Annotated in this window: 10 protein-coding genes and 1 pseudogene; 10 read left to right on the top strand and 1 reads right to left on the bottom strand. The window is 58.0% G+C overall.

Translation table 11 applies throughout. From position 1 onward, the window contains the following. Window positions 1-305: 305 nt before the first annotated feature. Window positions 306-1,958 (bottom strand): MFS transporter, encoded by a 1,653-nt coding sequence (locus O7B34_RS01065; RefSeq protein ID WP_337145171.1) that lies wholly within the window; start codon window positions 1,956-1,958, stop codon window positions 306-308. Between the two features lie 415 nt (window positions 1,959-2,373). On the opposite strand from O7B34_RS01065, the pseudogene O7B34_RS01060 reads away from it, so the two are divergent. The 10 genes and pseudogenes from O7B34_RS01060 (at window position 2,374) to O7B34_RS01015 (ending at window position 14,311) form a co-directional block, all read left to right on the top strand. Then, window positions 2,374-3,539, top strand: a pseudogene (locus tag O7B34_RS01060) (ISAs1 family transposase). A gap of 292 nt (window positions 3,540-3,831) precedes the next feature. After that, a complete protein-coding gene (locus tag O7B34_RS01055) occupies window positions 3,832-4,491 on the top strand; it encodes an OmpW/AlkL family protein (RefSeq protein WP_337144558.1) in 660 nt (219 codons plus the stop codon). 656 nt (window positions 4,492-5,147) lie between these two features. Further along, window positions 5,148-6,080 carry a DMT family transporter gene (locus tag O7B34_RS01050; RefSeq protein ID WP_337144557.1) on the top strand — a complete coding sequence of 311 codons (933 nt, stop codon included), beginning with the start codon at window positions 5,148-5,150 and terminating at the stop codon, window positions 6,078-6,080. Window positions 6,081-6,082: 2 nt separating this feature from the next. Continuing rightward, on the top strand, window positions 6,083-7,282 hold the full coding sequence (locus tag O7B34_RS01045) for an argininosuccinate synthase-related protein (protein WP_337144556.1): 1,200 nt from the start codon (window positions 6,083-6,085) through the stop codon (window positions 7,280-7,282). Between the two features lie 10 nt (window positions 7,283-7,292). After that, window positions 7,293-8,039 carry a 2OG-Fe dioxygenase family protein gene (locus tag O7B34_RS01040; RefSeq protein ID WP_337144555.1) on the top strand — a complete coding sequence of 249 codons (747 nt, stop codon included), beginning with the start codon at window positions 7,293-7,295 and terminating at the stop codon, window positions 8,037-8,039. 720 nt (window positions 8,040-8,759) lie between these two features. Further along, window positions 8,760-9,788: a LacI family DNA-binding transcriptional regulator gene (locus O7B34_RS01035; protein WP_337144554.1), complete on the top strand. Its 1,029-nt coding sequence runs from the start codon at window positions 8,760-8,762 to the stop codon at window positions 9,786-9,788. Between the two features lie 171 nt (window positions 9,789-9,959). Beyond that, a complete protein-coding gene (locus O7B34_RS01030) occupies window positions 9,960-10,316 on the top strand; it encodes a hypothetical protein (protein ID WP_337144553.1) in 357 nt (118 codons plus the stop codon). Between the two features lie 991 nt (window positions 10,317-11,307). Continuing rightward, window positions 11,308-11,616: a TrbC/VirB2 family protein gene (locus tag O7B34_RS01025; protein WP_337139607.1), complete on the top strand. Its 309-nt coding sequence runs from the start codon at window positions 11,308-11,310 to the stop codon at window positions 11,614-11,616. Between the two features lie 45 nt (window positions 11,617-11,661). Next, a complete protein-coding gene (locus tag O7B34_RS01020) occupies window positions 11,662-11,970 on the top strand; it encodes a VirB3 family type IV secretion system protein (protein WP_337145170.1) in 309 nt (102 codons plus the stop codon). Next, window positions 11,963-14,311, top strand: a complete 2,349-nt coding sequence (locus O7B34_RS01015; protein ID WP_337144552.1) for a TraG/VirB4 family ATPase — start codon at window positions 11,963-11,965, stop codon at window positions 14,309-14,311. The genes O7B34_RS01020 and O7B34_RS01015 overlap by 8 nt, the downstream gene beginning before the upstream one ends. Window positions 14,312-14,396 lie beyond the last annotated feature (85 nt).

Raw genomic sequence — 14,396 nt, 5'->3', positions numbered from 1 at the left:
TTGCGGCCGATTGCTGTTCTGGACCCGGTGAATGGCTCGCGCTGGATTCGAACTTCGCCCGCAGCGTTTTGGCGCCCGCGTTTTCACGTCATTCCCGGCAGCCGTCAGGCGGCGAGGCGTCGGTTTGCCGCCCGTTGTGGACCTACGATCGCTTCTTTTTGCTCGCAGTGAACCCTACAGCTTTTGGCGGCGAATAGGGTTTCGCCCGACCTGCTGTAAGCTTCTGATTTTATGCATGTGGTTGTCCCGGAACCGAGGACACTTCCGGGCGACATGCATTATCTGCCTCACGCTCACGAAGCGGCTCAAGGGCGGGAGAAAAAAGGCGTCGGCTGATGGCGTTTGCGGGCCGGGCCTGTCGGTCGCTCAATTGAAAGCTTCGTTTGAGGGCCAACCTGACTCGCATTCAATTCGAGCAGTCGCCCGTCCACTTCCCTGTCCGTAGCGGTAAGTCGATGATTTAGACGTAGGTAGTCCGTCCAGGTCGGCGTGCGAAAAGTCTCCGTCCATCGGCAAGGTTCCTGAAGGTCACGCTGCAGGGTCCAGTGCCGAGCACCGACGCGACTTTGAACCCGTCGCCGTTCGCGCATCTGATCCAGGAAGGACTCGACATCTTCCTCCGCTATTAAGTAGTCGATCTTGACGACGATTGGGCCGCTTCGCGGCTTGAGTTCCAAAGCAACCTCCGGCGCGTCGAAGCCCGGCGAGTCCTGGTCTGATTCTTTCCATTGACGGATGGGCAACAGGAATCCGGTCGAAGCCACCAGCAACAGAGCCCCAGCCGAACCCCCCAGGGACCAGCTCAACGAATAATTCTGGGCTATCGTACCCCACAGCCAACTTCCGGCCGCTATCCCACCCGATAAAAACGCATAGTAGATCGACAGCGTACGACCCACGACCCACCGCGGGCTCGACAACTGCACGCTGACGTCCAGGCCAGTCCAAGTCACCACCCAACCCGCGCCGCCGAGCGCGAGTGCAATAGCGGCCACGGCAAGCGAAGAGGTCAGGGCAAGAGCGAGTGAACAGGCTGCACAAGCGATGCAAGCGACCGTGATCAGCCGCTCTTGAGACAGCGTTCGCCGCAGAACATTGTTGCAGATACCGGCGGCGAACGCTCCGGTGCCGAAGCCGGCCATCAGGATGCCATATGCAATTGGCCCTGCGCTCAACTGATCGCGGGCAACCAGCGGAAGCAACGCCAGGATCGAGATGCTGGCCAGCCCAAAGAGGGTTCCGCGTGCGATTGCCGCCTTGATCTCCGAAGACATCGCTGTGAAGCGCACCCCGTCATGGATGGCCGTCGACATCGACTCACGCGGCAGAGGTGAGGAGGGGACCTTCCACCTGCAGCGCTGTAGTGTCCACAGCAGGGACAAATAGGTCATCGTCGCCAGCGTGAAGGCGGTCATAGGTCCAAAGGAAGCAACGACGAAGCCGCCGAGCGCCGGGCCGATGCTTCGAACCGCGTTATATCCGACCGATATAAGCGTGACGGCCGCCGGAACATCGCTTTTGCGCAGAACATCGCCAACCGAGGCGTGCCAAGCGGGGTCGGCGAACGCCACGCCGCATCCCGCTAAAAAGCTTAGTCCCAAGACAATCCTCGGGTCGACAAGGCCCAGCGCTACAAGGCAAGCCAGCATCGCTGATGCCAGAGATATCACGCACCAGCCAGCGAACATCACTTTGCGGCGGCTGAAGTTGTCGGCGATGGCGCCGGTAAAAACAGACAGAAAAAATGCGGGCAGCGTCGTTGACGCTTGCACCAGCGCCACATTCAGATCGGACTTGGAGATCGTTGCCATCAACCAACTGATCGCCACAGTCTGCATGAGCCAGCCGAGGCTGGAAAGCTGCGCGGCCAGCCAAATCGATCTAAATGTCTGATTTTTGAGCGGCGCAAACGTTGTTGGCGCTACTTCATCCACGTCTGCGAACGCCGGCTTGCTCATCTTATCCGAACCCTTACTGGTCCTATTGATCGCGTCCGCCATGCGATCGCTCGACCAGGGTCGGATGAGGTACGTATCGTCGCCACATTACAATATGTTTTCGCCGGAAACGCTCTTGTGGTCGAAACGAATATTTCTTGTGGAAGAACGATTCAACCAGGTTCTGCAGAAACGGGCGGAATCTGCTAGCGCTTCCAGCGCCTGGCAGTGACGGTCTTGATCAGCCGCTTTTGCGTGGCCGCGCAATCCATTGTCCCAAATCGTCAGGCGTCCGTGATTCGGCGACACGGAATCATGAACGACTGTACTGGGCAACAGGCGGGCCTCGCGACCCAGGGCTGCGAACTCGGGTTAACGCGCTTTGGGGATTGCGGCTGATCTGATTCCATGGAGTCCCATGATTCGGAGCCTGGCCATGACCACTGTCGCCCTTGAAGGATTCGAAAAGTCGCGCCTGAGGTCGCTTCTCGAGCATTTTGGCGAGATCGAAGACCCGCGTGAGCCGTGGCGGGTTGCCCATCCGCTGCCCGAGGTGCTGCTTCTGGTCGTCTGCGGCACGATCTGCGACTGCGAGGATTACGACCTGATAGCAGCGTGGGGAAATGCCCATCTTGACTTCCTGCGCCGCTATCAGCCCTACCATCACGGCGTGCCGAGGCGGCCGCTGGCTGACTTTGCTCATGAACCGCATCGATCCGGCGCTGTTTGCCGGCGCCTTCACCGCGTGGGTGCGCGAGACGTGGCCGGACAAGCCCGACTTCGTTGCCATCGACGGCAAGACCTCGCGGCGCAGCCACGACAAGAGCGCAGGCAAGGCGCCGCTGCATCTGGTTTCCGCCTTCGCCACCACCGCACGGCTGGTGCTCGGCCAGGAGGCCGTGGCCGACAAGAGCAACGAGACAACGGCCATTCCCGTGCTTCTGGAGCGCCTCGGCGCCAATGGCGGCCTCCTGGGCGCGCTCGTCTCCATTGACGCCATTGCCACAAATGCCGCCATCGCAACCGCAATCCGCGCTCACGGCGCCGACTATCTGCTCGCAGTCAAGGCCAATCAGCCGACATTGCGCGCCGAGATCGAGCGCTACTTCGACGACGCGCCGCAAGACAGCCTCGACAGCTTCACCGACCTCGACAAGGGCCATGGCCGCATTACGCGTCGTCACCGTCAGCCGCGAGACTGGATGGCTCGCAGGCCAGCGCCGTTTCCTCGGCGAATTGCGCCTGCCTGAGGTCAAGGCCATCGTCCGCGTCACTTCACGCACCGGACTGAAGGACAGGAGCCGCTTCGATACCCGCTACTTCATCGCCTCCGCCGACCTCACCGCCGAACGGGCCGCCCACGCCGTGCGCGGCCACTGGCTGATCGAGAACGCCCTGCACTGGACCCTTGATGTCGTCTTCAAGGACGACCAGTCGCGGCTCAGAAAGGGCCATGGCGCCCACAACATGGCCATCGTCCGCCATTTTGCCCTCAACCTCGTCCGGGCAATCAACGACAGGCAGTCGATCAAACTGAGGCGCAAAAAGGCCGGATGGAGCCCCGACTACCTCGCCTCAATCCTCGGTCAACTTCCCCGTTAACCTGGATTCGCAGCCCTGCCTCGCGACCCGTTCCTGAAGGCATCACCGCGCGGATGCCGCTCATGGCGAAAGGAGCTCTTCAAGCGTGGCGAGTGCCTCGCTTTCGTGCGGACGTGCGTCAGTGAGTTGTCACATGAAAGTTTTGTTAAGAAAGGTGTCGTTTCAAATAATTGTCTCTCCTCATTGATCTAGATCAACCGAGCGTCTCGTCCCTGCTGACATAGCTGCCGCGCACCCGAATTTCGGATTTATGGAGAGCAGGATGAGAGACTGGATAGGGCTGGGACGCGCAATGACGCTTGGCATCGCGCTTGTCGTGACAGGGCAGCATCAGGCAGCGGCCGCGGATGTACAATCTGCGGATCTGACCCATGGCACGGCCGATGTGGTCGAACCTAGTCCTTGGCAAGTTCGCCTGCGCGCGCTGGGAGTGATCACGGACGACAAGGGTTACGTCGACGGAATTCCAGGCTCTGGCCTTTCCTATTCGAATACGGCAATTCCGGAGTTGGACCTTTCTTACTACTTCACTGACAATCTCGCCGCTGAACTCATACTTGGCACGACCTATGCCAATATCTACGGCAGCGGAACGATCAGTGACCTGGGCAAGATCGGTAAGACTTGGGTGCTGCCGCCTACCCTGACGCTGCAATACCACTTCACCAATTTCGGCGCTTTCAAGCCCTATGTCGGCGCAGGCGCAAACTACACAATCTTTTATAACCAGAATACCGGCAGCGCCGACTCTCTCGACGTCAAGAACGCCTTTGGCGCCGCTGTGCAGGTCGGATTCGACTACACGCTGGACCGGCATTGGGGCGTCAATTTCGACGTCAAGAAGCTCTTTCTCAAGCCGAAATTCGAGACAGCCATTGGCGGGACGAACTTCACCGGCAAGGCCAAGCTCAATCCTTGGCTGATCGGCACTGGCATCACCTATCGCTTCTGACACTTCATAAATTCAACGCGGCACCATGTTCATATGGTGCCGCCAAGCTGGTGATCCCCTGATCATCAGGGCACTGCGCCGCGGTCGGGTTAAGCCGCTCCGAGCATCTTCCCCCTATTTTGTGTCGCGCTACGGCCGCAGACAGAGTTTTGGCTCGGGTCTGAACGCCTCTCATGCCCAGTATGCCTGCCTCTGGTCCTCACAGCAACAAAATGCGCGATCAGAGCGTGATCCGAGCCCAGCAAAAGAGTCGCGCGCATCAGAGCTCCTCGACACCCACGGGGCAACCGCGTGGATCGTTCATCCTGCAATAAAGCACGGATGTCGCGCCTCTTGAAATCCCGATGATGCGGCGAATGCTCCCGCGATCATGGTGACGATGTCGTTTGTATACCGGCGGCTTTCATCATGCTCCTCTCACGACAAGTGTAGCGCCGATGTCGCGCACACCAAACGACACTGTATAGGCTTTGTGGGTTTGTAGCATCCGCGACATGATGCTGTTCGGTACGGCTTCCTGCAGTACCTCGTAAGTCACTGAACAATTACACGAATATCTTTTTTCGCACTCCTTCTCCCAGTTGGCACACCTGTTGCGATCCCCGTCACGTGCGCCACTCGGGATGCGCTGAAAACCGCCAGGGCTAACGCGGAAGATGCAGAAAAATTCAAAGCGCAATGGCGGCAATAGTCGCGCGATCCTGGAGGGGCGCCAACCCAAGAGCCTTTTCTGGGCGGATGTGGCCGCTGTCGGAATCGCATTTGTTTGGGGTGCAAGTTACCCGGTGGTGAAGGGCGCGTTTCTCGTCGCACCTGTTCTGGTCATTATCTTTTACCGCTTCCTGATCACAGCAGTCGTCATGTCGTTTGTCGCGCGTAAGGAAATTGCGACGGTCGTTCAGGGCGATTGTGCCCGCGGCGCCGTGCTTGGGGCCATCCTGTTCGCGATTTTCCTGGCCGAGACCTATGGCGTGTCCCTGACAAGTGCCACGAACACCGCACTCATCATCTCCTTATGCGTCGTTTTCACACCCATCCTTGACTACGGACTTTCAAGAAAGTTGCCGCCGATTGGGGTTCTCGCCGGCTCCGGATGTTCATGTGTCGGTGTCGCTGCCCTAACCGGAGGAATGAGCGGCTTCAGCTTCGGGGATCTTCTTGTTCTTAGCGCCGCCGTATTGCGAGCAATCCTGGTGGTTATGACCAAACGGCTCATGCACGGCCGCCATATTTCGTCAGCTGCCTTGACGGCGATTCAAGGTGCCACTGTCGCCCTCCTTACGATCGCGCTGCTGCTGGTGGATAATGGCGTTTCCGAATTGGCGATTAAAGGCGGTGGTCGATTCTGGGCATCCGTCGTGTTCCTGTCACTCTTCTGCACCATCGGGGCATTCTATGTTCAGAACGCCGCCGTTCGGGGCAGCACGCCGACTCGGGTGAGCCTTCTGATGGGTACCGAACCGCTCTTTGGAGTCTTACTCGCTCACCTTTTTCTGGCTGAACCACTAACCATGCCAAGCATGCTTGGAGCCGGCCTCATTATCGCGGGAACCTGCACCGGCATCATTTTCGAAACCAGAAAGCGATAACCATGCTCATTGATTCTTGCCTAAGACATCCGACGGGTCGTGTTGAAAGCTTTGAAGAAGTCGCGGTCTTCGGCGATCGCTCGAAGCCGGTCGTGACGATGTTCAGTGGCGGCTTGGACAGCACTTACCTGATTTTCAGGCTACACCAACTCGGCTTTCGGAATATCGAAGCCGTAGCGGTTGACGTGGGCGGGTCCATCGACCATCCGGTTCTGGAGCAGACGGCCGCAAAGTTCGGGGCGCGCTTTACTTGCCTTGATCGTCGGGAGGCCTTTATCGAACATGGCGTCAACCCGGCCATTCGCGCGCATGCCAGATACCTTGGCACTTATCCGCTGAGCAGTTCGTTGAGCAGACCGGTGCTCGCCAAAGCCGTAGCGGACCATGCGACAACCATCGGTTCGGAACTGCTCCTTCATACGGCAAATCTGTCACAGAATAGCCTGGCTCGCCTTAACAACAGTATTGAGCAGCACGGCTTTTCGGGCCTTTTCGGCACCCCCTACGTCCGGTCGGCTATCTCAAGACAGCAAAAAGCAACGGCCCTCGCCGAAACCGGGCTCACTTTCATGATGGATCGCAAGCTGAGTGTGGACGAAAACCTCTGGTGCCGCGAATTCGAGTCTGGGCCGCTGGATGATCCGGAAGACTTTGTTATGCCTGACGAAGCGTTCTGCTGGACCCACACGCCAGGCGATCTCCCGGCAGAGGAGATCTCGCTCCGTTTCAGCAATGGCAATCTCGTTTCCGTGAACGGGCGCGATCTTCCGCTGATGGAGGCGATTGCCCTGCTGAACAAGGAGGTCGGCAAGTTTGGTCACGGTCGTTTTGTCGGCCTTGAACATATTTCCAACGATGACAAGGTGCTGGAGATTCGCGAAGCGCCGGCGGCCGCCATTATCATGGATGCCCTCAGGCACTTGGAGATGGCTTCCCTCCCAACCCGTGCCATTATACTGAAACAGGGCCTAGAACAGACTTGGGTGCAGGAATCTGTATCCGGAAACTGGGGCAGCACCAGCCACACTATCTGCGATAGCGCGATCGCTGCCGCCCTCGACGGCGTAGGCGGCACGTTGATCTATGTGATCGATAGCAATCGGTTCCTGCCTCGCTCCATCATTGCGCACAGACCACGCTATATCAGGGACCGGGACCTTTGGGAGTACCGGGCCGCGAACCAGCATTCCTTCAAGCCGTGACGAGAGAGCCATGCCGGACGAAATAAGCAAACGCACTAACGAAGAGTACATGCACGAATGCGTGGAAAGTCTTGGCGCCTGCGGTTGGTGGTTTTCACCATGCGAGTGGACGCAAGATGCATTTGATATTGCTAGCTGTTCAACATGGGTCGGCTTCGCTGATCATTGGAATCACCTGCTTAGGGATGAATACATGCGCGACGGCGGGACCTATCGGTTTCGCCGGTACAGTGCCTTCGAATTCGATACGGAAGCTGGCTCGTTTCGTCTGCTACCCGACGCGCCATACGAGCAGTCCAAGAGCGTCAACAAATTGAACGGCGGCTTCCCGCGATATTTTGAACCCCTCGAGCGGACATTTGTTGAGCATCCGATTTTGGACAAGATCCTGAAAGGCGTCGGCCGCATCGTTTCCAAAACCACCGGACACAGGCACTGGAACGTCAAGCTTCATCCCTACAGGATTGTTGCACGCGGAAGCGTGTCTGGCCTGCCGGCCCCTGAGGGGCTGCATCAGGACGGCGTCGATTTCATCGTTTCCTATATGATCGGTCGCCTAAACGTCGTCGGAGGCGTTAATACCGTGACGGATGCGGGCAAACAGTCGATCGGAACGGTGGAAATGATGCGGCCGAATGACTTCTTGGTCTGCGATGACAGGAAAACTTACCACGACGTCTCTCCCATCATTGCCGAAAAACGAGAGAAGCCGTTTGCGTACCGCGATGTGCTGGTCCTCGCGTTCGAAAAGATCTGAGCAGCCCGATCAGCGTTGGATGTACATGCGATGTTCCATCCCGACTATAGCTGTACTCGCCCTTGACCACTTGGCTCAGAATGCGTCTTGAAAATCGGGTTGCTGTGGGTTTGTCCGACGCTGGGTCATGCTTTGGAGACAAAGCAGTGCGGTGGTCGGATGTTGAACATTGGATTCGGCTGGCTGGTCCGTCCGGCGGACGTTCCGACCATTTCGGTAGCTTGGCAGACGGTCTATGGCCGGTTTCGGAAATTAGCGCGGTGATTCTTGCCCCAAACCACCCAGAATGTGGCGCTGACGCCGGATCTCTGAGCGAACCGTACGCGACACGAGCCCGTCGACGGCGGTAATCGACAGGCAGTTACGTCAAGGCTCCGCCATCGGAACAACGGGCTAGAACCCCGGAAAAAACGCCACATTCCAGTCGCTTCGAAGGCCCACCTATTGATGGTCAAACTCTCCGATATCTCCAATTCCGGCGCAAGCACGCTGGGCGTAAAGTAGTGGAAAGGGCCGCCTGTCTGGACATCGGATCGAGATCAATCGTCGATCGGACAAGAACGGCTCGTGTGGCATCCAAGATCCACGAGCGCTTGAATTTCAAAACGGATTCTCAGGACAATACCTCGATTGCGGGAGAAGCAAGTTGAGTGCAAATAGGGATTTCTTAACTCTAGCACCGCTTAACGTCCCTCCCGATAACGTTTACAGAATGGGATCATGGCCAAGCGACCAACGATTGCGGATCTTGCTCGCGAAGCTCGCGTCAGCGTGGCCACCGTCGACAGGCTTTTGAACGCTCGCCTTCCGGTGCGGGACCAGACTGCGCTGCGGGTCTACAAGGCGGCCGAGACCATCGGCTATCACCGGGTCGGCCTTGTCGAGCGGCGCCGGAAGCCCAACCCGCCGCGATATCGGCTCGGCTTTATTCTCAGAAAACCGGCTCAGCATTTCTACCAGGAATTCGCGCGCGAGGTCGAGGCGGCAGTAAATGCGGCACAAGCGTTTCATGGTACCTCCCGCATTGAGTTCGCGCCCTCGGATGTGCCGGGCGATCTGGTCGCACTGCTCCAAGAGCTTGGCGGCCGCTGCAACGCCATTGCCATGGTAGCGCCGGACCATCCGACGATAACGGCAGCCGTCGAAGAACTCAGGGCGAAAGGCATCCCGGTTTTTTCGCTGCTTTCCGATTTCGCCGCCGGCGTACGCGAGGGCTATGTTGGGCTCAACAACCGGAAAGTCGGGCGGACAGCAGCCTGGATGCTTTCCAAACTCGCCAAACGTCCGGGCAAGGTCGCGGTCCTTGCCATCAATGAGCGCTACCAGAGTCACGAGCTTCGGGAAATCGGCTTTCGCTCCTATTTTCGTGAGAACGCGCCGATGTTCGACCCGTTTGACGTATTTATGGACATCGAGACGCGACGGATGACCTACGAAGCAACGCGGGATGTGGTGCGGGAACCTGAGCTCGTCGGCTTTTATGTGGCCGGCGGTGACATGGATGGCGCAATCTCGGCGCTCAGGAAAGAGGGCGAACTCAGGGACATCGTAGCCATCGTCAACGAGATTACGCCGCAGTCACGGGCCGCGCTCGCAGATGGCACCATCACGATGGCGGTCGCCACGCCACTGCACCGCCTTTGCCAAGAGCTGACGATGCTGATGGCCAGGGCCATTGAAACCGGCTGCGCCAAGACGCCGGGACAGACATTCCTGCCATTCGACATCTATCTTCCGGAAAATATATGACGCGAACTTCTCAAACCGGTTCAGTATCGGCACGTCGGTCCGACGACATCGCTATGATCTATGCGGCTTTCCTCTGGCGCCATTGTCTTGTATTTCACGAAACCGCTTTGGCTTTTGGGCGATATTCGTCCGGCGCCCGAATAACGGCCGATTGCCGTAAAGGAGGATAGCTTGGACCAGCAGGACCCTAAGGAGGAGCCGATCGAGACTGTGTTCCGCAATGGCACGGTTACCGTCGTCGGCATCTTACTTGCATTCTCCCTGGGCTTCGTCACACATTGGGCGGCGAACCCGGTCCCATGGCGACTGTATGACCTTTTCGCTGTTGTGCCGATCTTGGCCGGCATCGCGCTTCAGATGCGGGCTCTGTCCATCCTGCTCGAAATCAGCTCGCTACGCCGGCAGGTTTTCGAACGTGCTAACCGCATTTTCATGTTCGGCCTCGTCCTCACCGCATGCGGGGTCGGACTGGCAATCCTGCTCGACGTGTTCGAGATGTCCGCAAGAAGCACTCTGCCCGGACGCTAAGAGGTTCAGCCCTTGGCAGGGTCGGACCGTTAATCCGGTGTTGTTAACGCCATTCTGGCGGGAAACCGCTAGGCTCTTTGCCCAGAATGGCTGATCAGAGTCTTAGCTGAAGCCGGTTTGCACCTGATACGTTCCGTGAAAAATTTCCAGCGCCTGACACAGTCCTGGCAAATCGCACCATTTGGCGCGTCAGCCCGGGCATGCGCTCGACACTGTCTTCACCGCCTCCGCCGGTGGCGCCGGGTCCCGGCATGACCTCGCCAAGGGCACGGAGCGAGACACCCCATAAATCGGGATTCGGCGAGGCGAGATTGAAGGCAAATTAAAAGCCGGAGAGCGTGTGAGGCATGAGCGTGCCTCGCCTCAAGGACATTTCGCGATTTGCGCTAGTCGGTGCGCAAGCTCCTCGACACCCGGCAGGGCTGCGCGCCGACGCGCATGCAGTTGGCCTTGGCGAGCTGCCCGGCTCGATCTCACGTCCGATAAGATAACGGCCGGCTCAACGATACGGTGCAAACGACCAGGCATGAGCTGAGGTGCTGTCGTGCGGGATCGTCCTTGCAAGCGGCCAAGCCGCCTGACGCTCGACCGTTCTCCGCCGTTCGGCTTCCACGATGACGCATGGCCCGTGCGGTCTCGGCCGTTTCATTCCTCTCGATTCCGCTTCCGCAGGCGGCCGAGGTCCTCCCTTATTGCGAATGAAATATCACGTAACACTACAAATGAAACCCGTTTCTCTTGGACGAATGCACCTGTGAATGGCACACGTGCCAGAGAATACGAGCGGCAGTGCAGTAAAATTTATAGCGAAGTCTCCTTTAGTTGTGACGTGACGATGTCGTCGGCATGCTAAACTCATGGTCACAAGCAATATAGCAGGAGATAAGCTCAAAGACAAACCAACTAGAGACATGGATAAGAATTATCCTAAAAGTTATCAGTTTCATACCGCGCATAAATTATGGCCACACACGTTCCAGAAGGGAAACACATGAAGAAAATGATCGACATGGATTGTAGAAAACTGTTGTCTGTCGCTTGTACGGCGGCTTTCCTGACGTTCATTTTCGCCAGCCCAAGCGCCGCTCAGGATTTCAGCGGCGTGACATCATTCCTTGACGCCATCGTGGCATCGATCACCGGCCCGATTGGGGTTGCAATCTCGGCGTTGGCTGTCATCGCGGTCGGCTTCTCATTCATGACCGGTCGGATGGACTGGACCTTCGCGGTGTCGGTTATCGTTGGTATCGCGATCGTCTTTGGTGGCGCCAGCTTCGTCCATGGCCTGGCCGCAAAATGATTTCGATCCGTCGCAGCCACTTTTTCATCCTCTAAAGGCTGCCGGCTGCCTCACGGTTTCAAGGGAGTAGAGGCCATTCAACGTACAACGCTCTTCATAGGCTTGACGCGAGAGGTCGCCTTTGCCGGGTTGCCGCTCACATATCTGGTCGTTCTCATATGTGCCGTGATGCTCGGCTTTCTTATAACCAAATCGTTCGTCTATATGGCGGTCGTGGGGGGGGCTGGCTACTTCGCGTTGCGTGCTCTAGCCGCCTATGATCCAAAAATCATCGATGTCTTCATCGCAACCGTGCAAAGCACGCGGATGAGTGCGGCACTGCTGAAAGGCGAAGGACTGGTGTACCGTGCTTGAGGCGCCTCCCAATCGGGCGATGCGACAAGGCGCTCACAAAAGCGACCAACTTGCCAGCCAACTTCCATATCTCAGCAGCGTGGACGACGTCACCCTGATGTTGCGGGATGGCGATCTAATGGGCGCCTTTGTCGTCGAAGGCGTCAATGCCGACACAATCGACAGCCGGCAGACAGCGGAGCTGAGTAACGCGTTTTCCCGCTTCATTGCGCAGCAGCGCGGTAACGTTGGGTACTATGTTCACCGCATATCCGTTGCAACTCAGCCCAGCATGCGGGCGGTCAAAGGAGATGCGTTCAACGAAGAGATTGACCGGCGCTGGCAATACTATCTTGAGAACATCGGCCTGCGCGATCGCATCACGATGGTCACCATGGTGATACGGCCACCGAAAAAACTGACCAAATTCATCAATTTGTTTGGGAAAAAGGATACCTATAGCCGTGACGAGGTCGCCGCGCGCGCGATCCGCCTCGATCAGATGATCAGAACCTCCATGATCAGTCTAAGCGAGGCAAAGCCTCGTCGTCTCACCGTCCTGGATGGCCAATGGCTCGGCATGTTGCGCACGCTGATCGATGGATCAAGTGGGCGTCTTGTTGCGGGCAGGAAATTTGTCCCGGTCGCGGACCTCCTGGCGACCTCGATGGTCACGTTCCGCGGCAGAGTCTTTGAATGCGATCATCCCAACCCCAGCCTCAAACGCTACGGGACCCTCATATCCGTAAAGGACTATCCGACCGAGACCTTTCCCGGAATTCTCGACAGGCTCAATCTACCCTACGATTCCGTGGTCTCACAGAGCTTTACACCGATCGATAACATCACCGCCCAAGGCAAGATCGCGCGTGTGCGCAAGCAGATGAAGGCGGCAGAGGATGCGGCCGTCTCCTTGATGGCACAACTCGAATTGGCCGAGGACGACGTTGCATCCGGTCGCGTCGTCTTTGGCGACCATCATTGCAGCATCGCTGTCTTCTGCGAAACTCAAGAGGAGCTTGAGGAGGCCATGGCGTATGTCACGCGCGCCATGCAGGAGGCTGGTGCTGCAATCGTTCGCGAGAGTTTCTCCGCCCGGGCCGTCTATTTCGCCCAGCATCCTGGCAACTTCACCTACCGCACACGAGCGGCAATGATCTCCTCTCAGAACTTCGCAGAACTTTGCGCCATGCACGGCTTGCCGAAAGGCAACCCGCCGGAGCGATGTCCTTGGGGCGAATGCGTGACAATCTTCCCGACAGCATCCGGCGAGACGTTCCGTTTCAACTTCCATTTACCAGGCACGCCAGGTCAGCGTACGGTAGCTCATACGCTCGTGCTCGGCCAAACCGGGTCCGGCAAGACCCTCGGCGTCGCGTTTTTGCTGAGCCAAGCCCAACGGCTTGGCGCCCGCACTATTATCTTCGACAAGGACAACGGTTTTGAGATGGCGGTCCGCGCCATGGGGGGAGCGTATTCCTCCGTACGTATGGGGCAGGAAACGGGCTTCAACCCAATGCGGGCGGAGGCGGACAACCGCGGCGCAGCCTGGCTGTCGGATTGGCTGATGGCATTGGCCAGCAACGAGGGCGGACGGCTAAATCCGGTGCAGGTTCAGGCCCTCACCGATGCCGTTCAGGCCAACGCGACGGCTGACCCCCGCCTCCAGAATTTCGAACAGTTCCGCACTCAGCTGCGTGCGACGGACGATCAGGGCGACCTCCACAACCGACTTGGCCGGTGGGACGAAACTGGCCAGTTCGGCTGGCTCTTCAGCGGCAAAGAGGTCGATCCGCTCGCTTTCGACAGTCGGATCACCGCGTTTGACCTCACAGAAATTTTCGACAACAACGCTATCCGCACAGCGTGGCTGAGCTATGTCTTCCGGCGCGTGGAACGGCTCGTAGAAGACGAGGTTCCGACCCTACTCGTCCTCGATGAAGCTTGGAAACTGCTGGACGACGCGTATTTCGAACTGCGCCTCAAGGACTGGATGCTAACGATGCGCAAGAGAAACGTTGCGGTCGTTCTCCTGACCCAGCGTGTGTCGCACATCATCAACAGCGCCGCCGGCGACGCCATATTGGAGAGCGCCGTCACGCGTCTCATCTACCCCAGCTCCTACAATACCGAAGCCGAACTCGCGCCGCTCAACCTGTCACCGACGGAGAGCGCGTTCCTTCAGACAAGTAACGTCGATAACCATCTCGTGCTGTTGAAGTCGGGCGGCGACAGCGTCGTTCTTGATTTCGCGCTCGGGCCGATTGGTAAGGGGATCGACGTTCTCGGGGGCGGACGCGGGCAAAACGCGCCTGCAGAATGGCGCAATACGCCTAATTTTCAAATGGAGATGCTGAAATGACGAGGTCCCTGATCTTTCTCACATTGGTACTCGTCCCCCTTGCCGCCTGCCAATCCGTCCCTGCGACGCGGGAGAACAACTGTGT

The organism is Mesorhizobium sp. Cs1299R1N3 (assembly GCF_037179625.1).
Classification (GTDB): domain Bacteria; phylum Pseudomonadota; class Alphaproteobacteria; order Rhizobiales; family Rhizobiaceae; genus Mesorhizobium; species Mesorhizobium salmacidum.
This window is presented reverse-complemented; position numbering and strand designations above follow the sequence as displayed.